This window comes from Streptomyces sp. NPDC047971 (assembly GCF_040653355.1).
Classification (GTDB): Bacteria; Actinomycetota; Actinomycetes; order Streptomycetales; family Streptomycetaceae; genus Streptomyces.
On record NZ_JBEZNW010000007.1, the window covers coordinates 218612 to 234447 of the forward strand.

Here is a 15836-nt window from a genome sequence, read left to right on the forward strand (position 1 = left end):
GTCCGGGGCGCCCCGCGAACAGGGCGCCCCGGACGTGCCGTCAGGCGGGAGAGGGGATCGCGGTCACTCCCTGCCCAGAACCGCCGCGAGGACCTTCCGCAACTCCTCCTCCGGAGCCTCCACCGCGCCCTCCGACCGCCAGGCGACGAAGCCGTCGGGGCGGACGAGGACCGCGCCGTCCGCCGTCACGCCGTGCAGCTCCGCCCAGTCCGCCCCCTCCGCAGGGGACAGCTCCGCGTCCGGCCCGGCACCCACGCGGTACGCGTCGAGCGGCACCGAGAGCAGCTCCGCGACGCGCTGCGCCGCGGCATGCCACCCGCCGGCGCCGCCCGCGCCGCTCAGGAGCACCGGCGACCTCTCGTACAGGTCGAGCGTGGAGACCCGGTCGCCGGAGCGGTCCAGCCACATGTGCGGTGCCCGGCTGCCGGGCTCGCCCGTCAGCCGCAGTCCCTCGGGGACGACCGGAACCTCCCGGTCGGCACCCTGGACGGCGCCCTGGGGATAGCGGTAGCCCAGCGCCACGTTGAGGATGCCGCCCTTCCGCCCACCGCCGCCGCCGGCCCCGGGGGAGGGGGCGTACCCGGGGTGGCTGTGCTCGACGGAACGCGACGAGGCGCGGGCGCTCGTCGCCTCGGCGACCGGCCTGCGCTCCGCGTCGTAGGAGTCCAGCAGGGCGGGGCCGGCCCAACCGCCGAGGACCGCGGCCAGCTTCCAGGCCAGGTTGTGCGCGTCCTGGATACCGGTGTTGGAGCCGAACGCCCCGGTGGGCGACATCTCGTGGGCCGAGTCACCGGCCAGGAACACCCTGCCGTCCGCGTACCGCGCGGCGACCCTCTCCGCCGCGTGCCAGGGCGCCCTGCCCGTGATCTCCACGTCGAGGTCCGGCACTCCGACGGCCCGTCGGATGTGTTCCCTGCAGCGTTCGTCGGTGAACTCCTCCTCCGTCTCGCCGTTCTCCGGGTGCCAGGGAGCGTGGAACACCCACCGCTCCCGGTTGTCGACCGGCAGCAGCGCCCCGTCGGCCTCCGGGTTCGTCAGATAGCAGACGACGAAGCGCCGGTCGCCGACGACGTCCGCGAGGCCCCGGGAGACGAAGGTGATGCTGATGTTGTGGAACAGGTCGCCCGGGCCGTTGTGCCCGATGCCGAGCCGTTCCCGGACGGGGCTGCGCGGGCCGTCCGCGGCGACGAGGTAGTCCGCGCGGATCGTCAGGTGCTCGCCCGTGTCACGGCTCTTGACCCGGGCCGTCACGCCCTCCGAGTCCTGTTCGAACGACATCAGCTCGGTGGAGTACCGCAGATCCCCGCCGAGTTCACGCGCGCTCTCCAGGAGCACCGGCTCCAGGTCGTTCTGGCTGCACAGACACCATCCGGCCGGGCTGAAACGGGCGAGCCCGCCACCGGGGTCGATCTCCTTGAACAGCCACTCACCGGCATCGCCCACCAGGGTCGGCGTCTGCAGGATGCCGTTGTTCCGCCCGAGGACGGACGCGGCGTCCTGGATGCGCCGCTCGACCCCGGCGCCCCGGAACAGCTCCATCGTGCGCACGTTGTTGCCCCGCCCGCGGGGGTGGAACGAGGTGCCCCGATGCCGTTCGACGAGCGTGTGCGGAACGCCGAGACGGCCCAGGAAGAGCGAGGTGGAAAGGCCTACCAGCGAGCCGCCGACGATGAGGACGGGCGTGCGGTGACCGACTTCGCCGGCTTCTTCGATTCGGTTCATTGATCGCCTCCAGCGTCGCCTGCGACGCATGACAGGGGTGGAATGCAGATTCATGCCCGGTGCGGACCGGTTCGCGCGTACGGGGCACCCGAATGAACGCGCAGTTCACTCATCCGCCCCGTGGGGCTCGCGCGGATCGCGGCGTCCGCCAACGATCGGCACATGACGACTCCGGCCCATCGGGCACGGCGGTCCTTCCCGAACCCCTCGCGGAAGAGAAAGAGGTGCGCTGGATGTCCATCTCGGGACGCATTTCGCAGTCGGCCTTCGACGGCTCGCGGCTGCGGGTGATCCTGCTGCTCGATCTGTACGAAGGAGCCCAGCAACAGTTCCTGGACGCCTACGAGCTCATGTGCAAGCAGGTCGCCTCCGTGCCAGGTCACATCAGTGACCAGCTCTGCCAGTCCATCGAGAACCCCTCGCAATGGCTCATCACCAGCGAGTGGGAGAGCGCTCCGCCGTTCCTCGCCTGGGTCAACAGCGAGGAGCACGTCGAAACCGTCAAGCCGATGCACAGCTGTGTCCGGGACACCCGGTCGATGCGCTACAGCATCCTCAGGGAGACCGGCCCCCGTCAGCCGCTCACGTCCGAGCGGCCGACGTCGCGCGAGCAGGTGGCCGCCCGCGTCGGTGACGGTGTGGCACGCCACGCCCTCACCTTCACCGTCAAGCCGGGCTCCGAGTCCAAGGTCGCGGAGCTGCTGGCCGGGTACGAGTCGCCCAAGGCCCAGGTCGACGAGAACACGCGGCTGCGCCGCACCTCGCTCTTCATGCACGGCAACCGTGTCGTACGGGCCGTGGAAGTCGAGGGCGACCTCCTCGCGGCCCTGCGCCACGTCGCCCGTCAGCCCGAGGTGCGAGCGGTCGAGGAGGCCATCAACCCGTACCTGGAGCAGGACCGGGACCTGACCGACCCCGAGTCGGCGCGCGTCTTCTTCACCCGGGCCGCGCTCCCCGCCGTGCACCACGTCGTGTCCGGCCGGCCGGCGGCGGGGGAGGTACGGCGTCACGCGCTGTACTACCCGGCCAAGGAAGGCCGCGGGATGGATCTCGCGCGGCTGCTCGCCCATCAGGACGCGGCCGCGGCGGACGACCCGAAGAGCCCGGTGTACGGCAGCACCGTCTTCCAGCGCGACGACATCGTCGTCCGGCTGGTCGACCTCACGGGCGAACTCGACGCCGACCCCCTCGCCTCACTCGGCCTCAAGGGCGCAGGGAAAGCCGCTGAGCTGGAACGACTCCTCGACGGCGCCGCCATCGGCGTCGAGGGTTCCCTGGAGACGGAGCGCAACATCAACCGGCTCCTGTCGCACGCCGACATGCTGCCCATCACCGACCGCAGCTCGGCGGACTCCTGACGGACGGCCGTGGCCCCGGCCGCGGCCGTGCACCCGCACGCCACTTCCCTACCCGGAGGTATCAACCATGCTCAAGCAGCGTCCTCGCATCGTGTCCCTGAGCGAGACGGAACCCAACCGCAGGCGCGGAGGTGACCTGCGGGCCATGCTCACGCCGGCCACCGTGGGTTCCACCAGCGGCTTCATGGGCCTGGCCATCGTCCAGCCCGGCGAGCGCATCGGTGAGCACTACCACCCGTACTCCGAGGAGTTCGTGTACGTGGTCTCGGGCGCGCTCGAAGTGGACCTGGACGGCGAGACGTTCGGGCTCCAGCCCGACCAGGGCCTCCTGATCCCCATCGACATGCGGCACCGCTTCCGCAACGTCGGTGACGTGGAGGCCCGCATGGTGTTCCACCTGGGCCCGCTCGCCCCGCGGCCGAGCCTCGGCCACGTCGACACCGAGGTCACCGAGAACGGCGAACTCGCCGCGACGGGGCCGCACCTGACCGTGCACGAGCCGGTCCAGGTGTCCGAGCGAAGCGGGGCCATCGAGTGACCCGGCGAGTGGCCGTCACCGGAATCGGTGTGGTCGCTCCGGGCGGCACCGGAGCGAAGGCGTTCTGGGACCTCCTCGCCGCCGGCCGTACCGCGACCCGCGGCATCACCCTGTTCGACCCGGCCGGACTGCGCTCACGCATAGCCGCCGAGTGCGACTTCGACCCGACGGCCCACGGCCTGGACCCGGAACTGAGCCGACACGCCGACCGGTACATCCAGTTCGCGGTGGTCGCCGCCGGAGAGGCCGTACGCGACTCCGGACTCGACACCGACACGGAAGACCCCTGGCGGGTCGCCGTCTCCCTGGGCAGCGCCGTCGGCGGCACCACCCGGCTCGAACACGACTACGTCCTGGTCAGCGCGGGAGGGCAGCGGTGGGACGTGGACCACCGCGAGGCCGCCCCCAAGCTGCACATGGCGTTCTCGCCGAGCACGCTCGCCTCCGTCGTCGCCGAACGGTTCGGCGCCCGCGGACCGGTGCAGACCGTCTCCACCGGCTGCACCTCCGGCCTCGACGCCGTCGGCTACGCCTTCCACACCATCGAGGAGGGCCGGGCGGACGTCTGCATCGCCGGCGCGTCGGACTCCCCGATATCACCGATCACCATGGCCTGCTTCGACGCCATCAAGGCGACGTCGCCCGACAACGACGACCCCGAGCACGCCTCCCGGCCCTTCGACGACCACCGCAACGGCTTCGTCATGGGCGAAGGCGCGGCGGTCCTCGTCCTGGAGGAGTACGAGCACGCCCGGGCCCGCGGTGCGCACATCTACTGCGAGATCGGCGGCTACGCCACCTTCGGCAACGCCTACCACATGACCGGTCTGACCGGTGAGGGGCTGGAGATGGCCCGGGCGATCGACACCACGCTCGACCAGGCCCGGCTCGACCCGACGATGATCGACTACGTCAACGCGCACGGCTCGGGCACCCGGCAGAACGACCGCCACGAGACCGCGGCCGTGAAGCGCTCTCTCGGCGCCCACGCCTACGACACCCCCATGAGCTCCATCAAGTCCATGGTCGGGCACTCGCTCGGCGCGATCGGAGCGATAGAGGTCGTCGCCTGCGTGCTCGCGCTGCAGCACCAGGTCGTACCCCCGACGGCGAACTACGAGACCCCCGACCCCGAGTGCGACCTGGACTACGTGCCGCGCACCGCCCGCCCGCGCAAGCTGAGGAACGTGCTCTCGGTGGGCAGCGGATTCGGCGGATTCCAGTCCGCGGTCCTCCTGACCGGGCCGGGAGGGAGGCCACGATGAGCAGTCACCGCCCACGGCGCGCGGTCGTCACCGGCATCGGTGTGATCGCCCCCAACGGACTGAACTCCGAGGCGTACTGGAAGTCCGTCCGGGAAGGGCTCAGCGTCCTGGACCGGATCACCCGCGAAGGGTGCGAGCACCTGCCTCTGAAGGTGGCGGGCGAGGTCCGGGGCTTCGACGCCTCCTCCCTCATCGAGGAGCGCTTCGTCGTCCAGACCGACCGTTTCAGCCACTACGCCATGGCCGCGGCCGCGATGGCCCTCGACGACGCCGGCCTCGCCCGGGAGGATCCCGAGGAGCCCTTCGACATCGGGGTGGTCACCGCCGCCGGGTCCGGAGGCGGCGAGTTCGGACAGCGCGAGCTGCAGAAGCTGTGGGGCCAGGGGTCCAAGTTCGTCGGCCCGTACCAGTCCATCGCCTGGTTCTACGCCGCGAGCACCGGCCAGATCTCCATCCGGAGCGGCTTCAAGGGGCCGTGCGGCGTCGTCGCCAGCGACGAGGCGGGCGGCCTGGACTCCCTCGCCCACGCGGCCCGGGCCGTACGGCGCGGCACCGGCGCGGTGATCGTCGGCGCCGCGGAGGCACCCCTCGCCCCGTACTCGATGGTCTGCCAGCTCGGCTACCCCGAGCTCAGCACCGTCGAGGAACCGGACCGGGCCTACCGCCCCTTCACCACCGCGGCCTGCGGCTTCGTCCCGGCGGAGGGCGGCGCCATGCTCGTCGTCGAGGACGAGACCCGCGCCCGCGACCGAGGAGCGGCCGTCCGGGCCGTCGTGGCCGGCCACGCCGCCACCTTCACCGGCGCCTCCCGCTGGGAGGAGTCCCGTGAGGGCCTCGCCCGGGCCGTCCGCGTCGCGCTCGACGAGGCCGGGTGCGCCCCCGAGGAGATCGACGTCGTCTTCGCCGACGCCATGGGCGTGCCCGAGGCCGACCGCGCGGAAGCGCTGGCGATCGCCGACGCCCTCGGGACCCACGCCACCCGCGTACCCGTCACGGCGCCCAAGACCGCGATCGGCCGGGCCTACTGCGGGGCGCCCGTCCTCGACACGGCGGCCGCCGTGTACGCCATGGAACAGGGTGTGGTGCCCCCCACCCCCAACGTGTTCGACATCGACCACGACCTCGACCTGGTGATGTCCCGCGCTCGCCCCGCCGAGCTGCGCACGGCCCTGGTCCTCAGCAGGGGACTCATGGGATCCAACGCGGCGCTGGTCGTGCGCCGCGGTGACGACTCCGCCCGGTAGGACCGGGCGGGAAGGAGAAGCACACACATGATCACCACCGCACTGACCTTCGACGAACTCGCCTCGCTGATGAAGCAGGCCGCCGGAGTCACCGTCGCCCCCAAGGACCTGGAGAAGGCGCCCGACGCGCCCTTCAGCACCCTGGGCCTCGACTCGCTCGGCCTGCTCGGCATCGTCGGCGAGCTGGAGAACCGGTACGGCGTGTCGCTGCCCACCGACGCGGAGCGCTGCAAGACGCCCGCCGAGTTCGTCGGCCTCGTCAACAGCACGCTCAAGACGGGAGTCTGACGTGTCCGGACACACCGACAACAGCATCACCATCGACGCTCCGCTCGACCTCGTCTGGGACATCACCAACGACATCGAGAACTGGCCGAACCTCTTCAGCGAGTACGCCTCCCTGGAGGTGCTCTCGCGCGAGGGCGACTCGACCACCTTCCGCCTGACCATGCACCCGGACGAGGCCGGCAAGGTCTGGAGCTGGGTGTCGGAGCGCACCGTCGACCGCCCGGGGCGGACCGTCCGCGCCCGCCGTGTCGAGACCGGGCCCTTCGAGCACATGGACATCCGGTGGGAGTACGAGGAGACACCGGCCGGCGTCCACATGCGCTGGGTGCAGGACTTCGCGATGAAGCCCGAGGCTCCGGTCGACGACGACTGGATGACGGACAACATCAACCGCAACTCCCGCACGCAGATGGCCCTCATCCGGGACCGCATCGAGCAGGTCGCCCGCGACCGCCGGAGCGCCTCGGTCCTGCCCGGCTGACCGGGACCCGCACCGACACCCGTAGGACCGCACCACCCAGGAAGGACGCTCGATGCACCACGCCCTGATCGTCGCCCGCATGGCGCCGGATTCGGCGCCGGCGATCGCCGACGTGTTCGCCGCATCCGACCGCGGCGAACTCCCGCATCTGGTAGGCGTCACCCGACGCAGCCTCTTCCAGTTCGGGGACGTCTATCTGCACCTGATCGAGTCGGAGCGGGACCCGGCGCCCGCCATCGCGAAGCTGACGGGGCACCCGGAGTTCCGGGACGCCAGCGAGAAGCTGTCGGCGTACGTCAGCGCGTACGACCCGAAGACATGGCGCAGCCCCAAGGACGCCATGGCGCACTGCTTCTACCGCTGGGAGAAGGACGCGGGTTCCTGAGCGAACGAGCAGCAACGAGGCCGCCCGCCCCGCGAATGTCGCGGAGCGGGCGGCCTCGTGTCCAGCTCTTCCCGTCAGCCGGGGACGGTGCACTCGAAGGCGTGGAGATACGCGTTGACCGGCCGGATCTCGCCGATGACGAGACCCGCGTCCGTGAGCCGGTCGACCATGCTCTGCCGGGTGTGCTTCGCACCACCGACGTTCAGGAGCAGCAGCAGGTCCATGGCGGTGGTGAACCTCATCGACGGGGTGTCGTCCACGAGGTTCTCGATCACGACCACGCGGGCGCCCGGCTGCGCCGCCTTACGGACGTTGGCCAGCGCCCTGCGGGTGCTGTCGTCGTCCCACTCCAGGATGTTCTTGATGATGTAGACGTCCGCCCGGACCGGGATGTCCACACGGCAGTCCCCGGGCACGACGCGGACCCGGGAGGACAGCGGACCGTCCGCCCGCAGGCGCGGATCGGCGTTCTCCACCACCCTCGGCAGGTCGAGGAGCGTGCCGTGCAGGTCGGGGTACTTCTCCAGCAGGGACGCCAGGACGTGTCCCTGACCGCCGCCGATGTCCACCACCGACGACACGCCGTGCAGGTCGAGCACCTCGGCGACGTCCTGGGCCGACTGCCGGCTCGACGTCGTCATGGCCCGGTTGAACACGTACGCGGACTCGGGCGCGTCCTCGTTGAGGTAGGTGAAGAACTCCCTCTCGTACACGTCCTCGAAGACGTTGCGGCCGGAGCGCACCGCCTCGTCGAGCTTCGGCCAGACGTCCCACGTCCATGGCTCGGTGCACCACAGCGCGATGTACCGCAGGCTCTGCGGATCGTCCTCGCGCAGCAGCCGGGACATCTCCGTGTGGGCGAAGGTGCCGTCGGCGTGCTCGGTGAACACTCCCTGGCAGGACAGGGCGCGCAGCAGCCTGCGCAGTGTCCGCGGCTGGGTCTTCACCGCCGCCGCCAGGTCCTCCGCGGTCATGGGCGTGTCTCCCAGGGCGTCCGCCACACCCAGGCGGGCGGCCGCGCGTACGGCGGCGGCGCACGCCGCCCCGAAAACGAGCTCCCGCAGCCGCATGGGCGGCGGGGGAGCCGGATCAACAGTCGTCATCTGTCGCCTTGTCTGTGCAGTGGTGCCGTGGGTGGGGGAGGGGAGCGGCTCGCTCAGCACATGCCCGCGGGCTCCGAGACCTCGCAGGTGTTGCCGCTGAACGTGTTGCCCTTGCCGGTGTCACGGTTGGCCAGGTCGGCCGAGCCGTTGCGCAGGACGACGTTGTCGCGGATCTCGTTGCGTTCGTTGAGGGCGCCCACGAAGCTCTTGAAGAGCACGATGCCGCCGGACAGCGGCGAGCTGCCCACGTTGTCCTCGATCCGGTTCTTCGCCACCAGCGTCTCCTCGGCGCCGGTGAGGACGATCCCCGAGCCCTGCAGGAAGGGCAGCCGGGGGGTCTTGGGACAGTGCTTGTTGTTGGAGTGGATGTAGTTCTGGCGCAGGCTCATCGCCCCGGCGCGCGGCTTGGACTCGTCGCCGACCACGAAGACCGCGGCGCAGTTCCCGGTCGCCTCGTTGCGGTCGACGGTCAGGTTCCGCAGACGCCGTACGGTGATGCCGATGCGGTTGCCGGAGAGACGGTTGTGACTGATCTTCGTCCCCTCGGCGTCGACGGCCCCGGACTCCGTGTCGGTGGTGTTGGACACGAACAGTCCGGCGTCCGCGTTGTCCCGGGCGACGTTGTGCGTCAGCACGCTGCGGACGGAACGCTCCAGGGCGATGCCCCAGTTGCCGTTCTTCTCGGCCGTCACCCGATGGATCTTCAGACGGTCGGTGCGCGAGGCCCACAGGCCGTTCTTGGCGAAGCCCCGGAGTGTCAGGGAGCGCACGGTGACGCGCTTGACGGGACTGCCGTCCTTGCCGGTCACGCAGATGCCGTGGCCGGCCTTGGCGCAGGTGTCGTCGGCGGCCTTGCCGGGCGCGATGACGGTGGGGAAGACGGTCGAGCCCCGCAGGGTCAGGTTCGAGGTGGTGATGCGGACGGACTCACGGTAGGTGCCGGGGGAGAGGACGACCGTGTCTCCCGGCTTCGCGGCGTCCACGGCCTTCTGGATCGATTCGCCGGGCTTCACCCGGTGCACCTTCGGACTGCCGGCCGCCGCGGGGGCGGCGGCACCCAGCCCGGAGCCCACGAGAGCCACGGTGCAGGCGAGGTAGGCGATCTGTCGTTTGGTCATATGCCGAAGTTATGAGGGGGTGTTCCGGTCTGCCACCGCTGATCCCCCGGCCGTGCCGCATGTCCCCCGGAAGGTCCCAGGCGCCTCGTCCACCGGGTGGACGCTAGTCCGTTCGCCGACCGGCGGCCGTCGTTCTCCGGGCGCCGGATGATCCACCGTGACCTGCGGCGACGAGCGTGGACGTCGGGAAAGTCGACCCGATCGGACGACACCCGGTCGCGCTTCTCGCGTTGCGGTGATCCAAGGCGGGGGTTTGCCTCGTGCACGGAGCACAGCACAGGCGCCGCGCAGACAGGCCGGCCGAGAAAGCTCCGTAGAAGGAGAGAAGCATGCGTCTCGCACGTCGCGGTCTGCCGGTCGCCCTGATCGTCATCGCCCTCACCCTGCCCGCCCCGAGCGCCCTGGCCGTGGAAGGGGACCCGGGTGCCGGGGATCCGGCCGCCGGAGCGGCCGCCGCCGGGGAAGCCGCCGGCACCGTCCGGATCAACCCCCGCAAGGCGTTCCCCGGAAGCACCGTCACCGTCTCCACGACCGCCTGCGGCAAGGAGACGTACGGGAAGGGGGAGTCGGAGGTGGGCGGGAAGTTCCACCTGCTGCCGGGCGACCGGAGCGGCGTTCTGGTCGGTGAGTTCAAGGTGCCCGCGGACGCTGCCTCGGGCACGGACACCGTGACCCTCAAGTGCCCGCCGCGGATCAAGCAGACCATCACCTACCACATCTCCGGCCGCCCGAACGGTGCCGTCGACGCCGGCTTCGGCTGGGCCGCCGGAGGCGAGGGGAACGAGGGCAACGGCACCCAGCTCGCACTGGGCGCACTGCTGCTCGGCGGGGCCGCCGCGGGGGCCGTGGCCCATATGCGCCGGCGCTCCGCGGGCGCCCGGACCGGGGCCTGACGACACGTCCGCCGCGGCTCGCAGCCTCCGGCCCCCGGCCTCTTGAGGAGGCCGGGGGCCGCCCGGCTCATGGAACCGAGCAAAGGCAGCACCTCCATGGGGACATGCTCCAGGCCGACGGACGCCGGCCGGCCACCGCGGCGCCCTCCTTCGGTCAGGACGCTCGCGTGGATCGCGCTCTTCGGGGTCCTGCTGCTGACCGGGGCGCTGCGCGACAGCGACCCCCCGCGGCCGACGGCGGCGCAGGCGGGCTCGCCGCCCGGTGCGCGGGCCGTGCCCGGAACCGCCCCGAACGGCACCGCACTCCAGCCGCTGCCGGCGTCGGATCCGGTCCGGATCCGGATCCCGGCCATCGAGGTCGACGCCTTCCTGACGCGTCTGGAGCTGGACGCCGGGGGCGCCCTGCGGCCGCCACCCGTGACGGCCCCCGCCCTGGCGGGCTGGTACGCCGACGGGACCGCCCCCGGTGCACGGGGGACGGCCGTCGTCGCGGGGCACGTGGACACCCCTTCCGGCCCCGCCGTCTTCCACCGGCTCGGTGCCCTCGGGAAGGGGGCCGAGATCGCGGTCGACCGCCAGGACGGCCGTACGGCCCTGTTCACGGTGGACGCGGTGGAGGTCCACGCGAAGGACGACTTCCCCGACGAGAAGGTCTACGCCGGCTCCGAGCGCGCCGAACTGCGTCTGATCACCTGTGGCGGCGACTGGTCGAGGAAGACCGGCTACCAGGCCAACACCGTCGTCTACGCGACGATGAACGCGGTGAGGTAGATCGACGCGGCAACCCCCGCCACCACCCGACCAGTTGGTCCCGCACACTCGGAAGCCGCGAACCGTGATCCGGCGGGGGGCAGCTGCGTCGCCCCTACGACTCGCCGTCCCGGCCGCTGTCGCCGGGCCAGATCGCGATGGCGATCAGGACCGCCGCCCAGATGCCGAGGGGCGTGACCGGCCAGTAGAAGGTGAGCTCCCCCTTCTGCAGGCAGCGCACACCCCAGATGCCCGACATGATCACCAGGCCGCCGAGCCAGTAGCGCCACTCCGCGAGCCATTCGGCGAGTTCCCCGCGTTCCCGCTCCGCGCGGGTGGGTCGCGTCGCGGGCAGATCGGCCGTCAGCTCGGCGAGTTGTGCGGCGGTCCGCGCCTCGACGGCGGCTCCCGCGCGGGCCGTGTGCTCCGGCGGGTCGAGGCGCCCCTCGACGAGCGCGGTCGCGAGGACGGCGAGAGTGCGGTCGCGGTCCTGGTCCGAGATCCGTATGCCGGATGCGGCGGGACGGCTCCGGTCGTCCATCGTTCTCCCCCTTCGTTTAGGATACGACTGTATCTCAAAGAAGGAGCATGCCCCATGCCCAAGATCGTCGACCGCCAGGAGCAGCGCCGGCAGATCGGCGCGGCCCTGCTCCGGCTCGCCGCCGAACAGGGCCTGGACCAGGTCAGCGTGCGCACCGTGGCCGCCGCCGGTGGGCGGTCCGCCGGTGCCGTGCAGAAGTACTTCCGCACCAAGGAGGACCTGCTCGTCCTCGCCGCCGAACTGGCCGGTGAGCGGGTCGAGGAGCGCATGGCCCGGGTGGACTCGGGTCTGCCCCTGCGGCAGGCGCTGCGCGAGCTGATCCTCACCACGCTCCCGCTCGACGAGGAGCGCCGCGCCGAGGCCGTGGTGCAGCTCGCCTTCGGCGTCCACGCGGCGCACCACCCCCGCCTGGCCGGCATCCGCAGGCAGGTCGACCAGGACATCCGGCAGGCGCTCGCGGCATGGCTGGAGACCGCCGCCTGCCCCGAGCCCGTGCCGACCGCCGACGCGGTCATCGCACTCTCCGACGGCCTCGCCCTGCGGATGCTGTACGCCCCCGAGGAGCGTGAGTCGCTGCTCGCCGCGCTCGATCGCGCGCTCGACGCGCTGACGCCCGCCGAGCATGAGGGGGGTGCGTGAGGGGCCGGAAGCGGCGCGCCGCCGCCGAAGTCGCCCCGCGCCGCCCATAATGGGAACACGTGTCCACGCCCGCGGCCCTGACCAGGCCATCGCGGGCGCCGTGACGGGGATGCCGTGGGGGTAGGCCATCTTTGCTGTGATCGTCGCTTGTGACGTCCTGTTCTGGGTGCTGTTGGTGGGCGGACTGGCGACGCGCTACATCGCCGGCCGACGGAGATTGGGCGGGGCGCTTCTCGTGTGCGTGCCGCTGGTGGACGTCGTGCTGCTCGCGGCCACAGTCGTCAGTGTGCGCGACGGCGCCGAGCCGAGCGTCTGGCACGGCCTGTCGGCCGCGTACCTGGGGATCACGGTCGTATACGGCCACAGCACGCTGCGTTGGGCGGACCGGAAGTTCGCGCGCCGCTACGGAGGCGTGCCCGAACCCGCGGCGCCGACGCCGTACGGGCGGCGGGCGATCGTCGCGGCCTGGCTCTCCTGGCTGCGCTTCCTCCTGGCGTACGCGATCGGCGTCGTCCTGACGGCCGGCCTGATCGCGCTGGTCGGGGGCGTGAGCGAGGGGGCGCCGATGCTCGTCTGGCTGAACCCGCTGACCAAGATCCTCGTCTACTCGGCGATCTGGCCGATCGTCACGACGTTCCGGCCGGGCGCGGCGCCGGAGCCGCGCCCGGGCGGCGAACGCGCCTGACGTCGAGGGTGCGCAATTCTCTGACATTCCGTCAAGAGTGGTGAGTCGGGCGTTAACCGCGTGTGAACGAGGAATTTCCTACCGACCGGTAGACATGGCGTCGCGCAGGCCCGAACCTAGTCGCGAACATGCCAAACCGTCGTGTTCGTCCAGGCGCGTCCCACCAGGCGTGCCTTCGTCCACAGGAGATCCCCCACATGCATCGCCATACTCTCCGCGTCAGAACGGCCCTGTCGGCCGCCGCGGCCATCGGCATCCTGGCGGCGTCCCCGGCCACCGCCACCGCCGCACCCGCGCAGGCCCCGGCCGTCGCGAACGCCGCATCCACCGTCGGAGTGGCCGACCTCGCCGGCGTCGACTACGGCACGTGGCGCCGCGACGTCAAGGCGGTCGTCGACACGGCCCGGCCGTACATCGAGCAGCGCACCGCCAACGCCGGCGACGAGAAGCAGGCGATCGTCCTCGACATCGACAACACCTCGCTGGAGACGGATTTCCACTTCTTCCTGCACCTGCCCACCCCGGCCGTGCAGGACGTCCGCGACCTCGCCCGCTACGCCCACTCGCGGGGCGTGGCCGTCTTCTTCGTCACCGCGCGCCCCGGCATCATCCACGCCCTCACCCAGTACAACCTGAAGGCCGAGGGCTACCCCGTCTCCGGGCTGTACGTGCGCAGCCTGCCCGACCTCTTCGAGGAGGTCAGCACCTACAAGACGGCCAAGCGCGCCGAGATCGAGGCCCGCGGCTACACGATCATCGCGAACATCGGCAACCGGCCCACCGACTTCGTCGGCGGCCACGCCGAGCGGACGTTCAAGCTGCCGGACTACGACGGCAAGCTCTCCTGACCCACCGGCACGCCCCGGACCGCCCCTCACCCGGGCACCAGGTCCGGGGCGCGCCCGCATGCCGGGATCACCGTCCGCCCCAGCAGCCCGGCCCGCTCGGCGGCTGGGCGACAGATCGGGCAGTGAGTGCGCGCGCTGCTCAGAGGGTGGTGAACAGATCCTCCGGCACGTCGTCGAGGACGAAGCCGTTGTCGAGGCGCACCCGGACCGTCACCCGGTCCTTCTCCCGCTCGTACGCATGCCACGCCGGGACCAGTGAGGCGATCTGCTCCTCCAGTTGCGCCTTGCTTCCCGGAGGCATCTGGTGACCGTAGTCCTCAAGGAGCGACGACAGCCTCAGGTATTCGCGGACCTCATGGCCCTGCTGCCTCACATGGGACACGACCCGCTCGACGGTGCCCTCGGTGCCCGCCCCGAGGGAAAGGGAACCGGCGGCGGTGTCGTCGCCCTCCGGGGGGTCGTCGGCTCGCCTCACCGTGCCGGTCAGCCGCAGTTCCGTCGCCAGCCGTACCCGGCGGCCCTCGTTCAGCGTCATCGATCCTTCATCGCTCCAGGTCGGTCGGGCCGCGACCGTACGCCCCGCTGCGGCCCGCTCCCGCCATTAGGCCACGACGGCGCGGCGAGCCGCCCACCACCCGGGGTGCCCGGGCGTTTTGTCCGATACTCACCGTCATGACCGCTCAGCCTGCCGACGAGTCCGCCCCGCCCCCGGACACCTCCGGAGAGTCCGAACGGCACGCCTCCTGGCTGGAGCTGTTCTTCGACCTGATCGCCGTCGCCGGCGTCGCCCAGCTGGCGCACCTGCTGCACGGCGCCCCGGGCCACACCGACCTCGCCCTGTACAGCGTGCTCTACCTGGCCTTCTGGACCGCGTGGATGTGCTTCACGACGTACGGGAACGTCGCGGCCGACAAGGTCCACACCCGCTCCGTGCTCATCGGCATGTTCGGGCTGGCGGTGATGGCCGCCGCCGTACCGGAAGTCCGCTCGGACCACGCGGACGCCTTCGCCCTGGCCTACGTCCTCGTCCGGTTCCTCGCGTCACAGGTGTGGCAGGGACGCGGCGAGGTCCCCGCGGACTGGCCGATGGCTCAGCTCTCGGCCGGTGTCGTGCCGTGGATCGTCTCGGTCTGGGCCGACGAGCCACTCCGCTACTGGCTGTGGGCGGCCGGGCTCGCCCTCGACCTCTGCCTCACGTTCGCCCGGTCGAGGAACCAGGTGATGGCGCGGCTGCGGGGAGAGTGGGAGGAACGGGACCGGCGCCACGGGCAGGCAGGCGCCGCCCCCAGGGCCGCCCGCTTCGATCCACGCCATCTCGACGAGCGCCTCGGCCTGTTCACTCTGATCGTGCTCGGCGAGGGCATCGCGCAGGGGGTGGACGCGGCCTCGGAGGCCGAGTGGAACACGGAGCTGTGCAGCCTGGCCGTCGCCTCCTTCGTCCTGCTCCTCGCGCTGTGGGCGCTCGCCGTGCGCCGGTCGAGCGGGGTGCCGCTCCTGGGCTTCGGCGTCCTGGCCCCCCGGTTCTCGCTGCCGCTGCACTGCGTGGCGACGGGAGCCCTGGCGTCGCTGGCCGCCGCGCTCGGCGCCGCGGTGGAGCACGCGGAGGGCCGCCTGCCGCACGGGATGCGCTGGCTGATGTGCGGCGCCATCGCCGTCTTCCTGGCCGTCGGCACACTGGCCGGCGCGCTGTCGGGGAAGGGCACCCGCTGGATCGTCGCGGTCGGGCTGCCCATGGTCGCCGCGCCGCTGCTCCTCGCCGTCGTCGCCGGACACTGGGCGCCCGCGACCCTGGTGTGGGCGCTCGTCCTGGTGGCGCGCTGGAACTGGCTCTACGAGAAGCGCTTCGCGTGACGCGTGCCCGCCGCGCGGCGCCACCGATGGCGAAGGTCTCGCGTGAGCCCCGCCCGAAGCGAGGCGCCCCGACCGCCCCGCGTGACATCCGCCGACCCACGGCGGCTCCCTGCCCGCGAGACGCGGG

At 71.7% G+C, this 15836-nt stretch carries 18 protein-coding genes; 13 read left to right on the top strand and 5 right to left on the bottom strand.

The genetic code is table 11. The features are described from left to right. Positions 1–63: 63 nt before the first annotated feature. Positions 64–1722: an FAD-dependent monooxygenase gene (locus AB0D99_RS10145; RefSeq protein WP_362358559.1), complete on the bottom strand. Its 1659-nt coding sequence runs from the start codon at positions 1720–1722 to the stop codon at positions 64–66. 233 nt (positions 1723–1955) lie between these two features. Here AB0D99_RS10145 and AB0D99_RS10150 point away from each other — a divergent pair, with 233 nt between their 5' ends. The 7 genes from AB0D99_RS10150 (at position 1956) to AB0D99_RS10180 (ending at position 7281) form a co-directional block, all read left to right on the top strand. Beyond that, positions 1956–3080, top strand: coding sequence for a SchA/CurD-like domain-containing protein (locus tag AB0D99_RS10150; RefSeq protein ID WP_362358560.1), 1125 nt, complete (start codon positions 1956–1958; stop codon positions 3078–3080). A 67-nt stretch (positions 3081–3147) separates the two neighbouring features. Next, positions 3148–3618 carry a cupin domain-containing protein gene (locus AB0D99_RS10155; protein ID WP_362358561.1) on the top strand — a complete coding sequence of 157 codons (471 nt, stop codon included), beginning with the start codon at positions 3148–3150 and terminating at the stop codon, positions 3616–3618. Further along, the gene (locus AB0D99_RS10160; RefSeq protein WP_362358562.1) at positions 3615–4883 is read left to right on the top strand and encodes a beta-ketoacyl-[acyl-carrier-protein] synthase family protein; all 1269 of its coding nucleotides are present in this window, start codon (positions 3615–3617) and stop codon (positions 4881–4883) included. Before AB0D99_RS10155 ends, AB0D99_RS10160 begins: the two co-directional genes overlap by 4 nt. Beyond that, entirely contained in the window at positions 4880–6127 is a 1248-nt protein-coding gene (locus tag AB0D99_RS10165; protein WP_362358563.1) for a ketosynthase chain-length factor, read from the top strand. The genes AB0D99_RS10160 and AB0D99_RS10165 overlap by 4 nt, the downstream gene beginning before the upstream one ends. Before the next feature lie 27 nt (positions 6128–6154). Next, positions 6155–6415, top strand: coding sequence for a phosphopantetheine-binding protein (locus AB0D99_RS10170; protein WP_362358564.1), 261 nt, complete (start codon positions 6155–6157; stop codon positions 6413–6415). 1 nt (position 6416) lies between these two features. Next, a complete protein-coding gene (locus AB0D99_RS10175; RefSeq protein ID WP_362358565.1) occupies positions 6417–6896 on the top strand; it encodes an SRPBCC family protein in 480 nt (159 codons plus the stop codon). Between the two features lie 52 nt (positions 6897–6948). Further along, positions 6949–7281 carry a TcmI family type II polyketide cyclase gene (locus AB0D99_RS10180; RefSeq protein WP_362358567.1) on the top strand — a complete coding sequence of 111 codons (333 nt, stop codon included), beginning with the start codon at positions 6949–6951 and terminating at the stop codon, positions 7279–7281. Positions 7282–7355: 74 nt separating this feature from the next. Here the strand turns inward: AB0D99_RS10180 and AB0D99_RS10185 are convergent, their stop codons facing one another. Together AB0D99_RS10185 and AB0D99_RS10190 are read right to left on the bottom strand one after the other, a co-directional pair. Continuing rightward, positions 7356–8384: a methyltransferase gene (locus AB0D99_RS10185; RefSeq protein WP_362358569.1), complete on the bottom strand. Its 1029-nt coding sequence runs from the start codon at positions 8382–8384 to the stop codon at positions 7356–7358. 53 nt (positions 8385–8437) lie between these two features. Next, entirely contained in the window at positions 8438–9502 is a 1065-nt protein-coding gene (locus AB0D99_RS10190) for a right-handed parallel beta-helix repeat-containing protein (protein WP_362358571.1), read from the bottom strand. Positions 9503–9831: 329 nt separating this feature from the next. Here AB0D99_RS10190 and AB0D99_RS10195 point away from each other — a divergent pair, with 329 nt between their 5' ends. After that, positions 9832–10395 (top strand): sortase, encoded by a 564-nt coding sequence (locus AB0D99_RS10195; protein WP_362358573.1) that lies wholly within the window; start codon positions 9832–9834, stop codon positions 10393–10395. Between the two features lie 96 nt (positions 10396–10491). Continuing rightward, positions 10492–11166 (top strand): class F sortase, encoded by a 675-nt coding sequence (locus AB0D99_RS10200; RefSeq protein WP_362358575.1) that lies wholly within the window; start codon positions 10492–10494, stop codon positions 11164–11166. 94 nt (positions 11167–11260) lie between these two features. Here the strand turns inward: AB0D99_RS10200 and AB0D99_RS10205 are convergent, their stop codons facing one another. Continuing rightward, complete coding sequence (locus tag AB0D99_RS10205) at positions 11261–11686, bottom strand: DUF1707 domain-containing protein (RefSeq protein WP_362358577.1); 426 nt, start codon at positions 11684–11686, stop codon at positions 11261–11263. A 54-nt stretch (positions 11687–11740) separates the two neighbouring features. Between AB0D99_RS10205 and AB0D99_RS10210 the strand changes: the two genes are divergently transcribed. The 3 genes from AB0D99_RS10210 (at position 11741) to AB0D99_RS10220 (ending at position 13858) form a co-directional block, all read left to right on the top strand. Then, the gene (locus AB0D99_RS10210; protein ID WP_362358579.1) at positions 11741–12325 is read left to right on the top strand and encodes a TetR family transcriptional regulator C-terminal domain-containing protein; all 585 of its coding nucleotides are present in this window, start codon (positions 11741–11743) and stop codon (positions 12323–12325) included. Between the two features lie 136 nt (positions 12326–12461). After that, a complete protein-coding gene (locus tag AB0D99_RS10215; RefSeq protein WP_362358581.1) occupies positions 12462–13010 on the top strand; it encodes a hypothetical protein in 549 nt (182 codons plus the stop codon). A gap of 197 nt (positions 13011–13207) precedes the next feature. Next, complete coding sequence (locus AB0D99_RS10220) at positions 13208–13858, top strand: HAD family acid phosphatase (protein WP_362358583.1); 651 nt, start codon at positions 13208–13210, stop codon at positions 13856–13858. 139 nt (positions 13859–13997) lie between these two features. On the opposite strand, the gene AB0D99_RS10225 is transcribed toward AB0D99_RS10220, so the two are convergent. Then, complete coding sequence (locus AB0D99_RS10225; protein WP_362358585.1) at positions 13998–14393, bottom strand: hypothetical protein; 396 nt, start codon at positions 14391–14393, stop codon at positions 13998–14000. Positions 14394–14530: 137 nt separating this feature from the next. Between AB0D99_RS10225 and AB0D99_RS10230 the strand changes: the two genes are divergently transcribed. Further along, the gene (locus AB0D99_RS10230; protein WP_362358587.1) at positions 14531–15709 is read left to right on the top strand and encodes a low temperature requirement protein A; all 1179 of its coding nucleotides are present in this window, start codon (positions 14531–14533) and stop codon (positions 15707–15709) included. Positions 15710–15836: the final 127 nt, after the last annotated feature.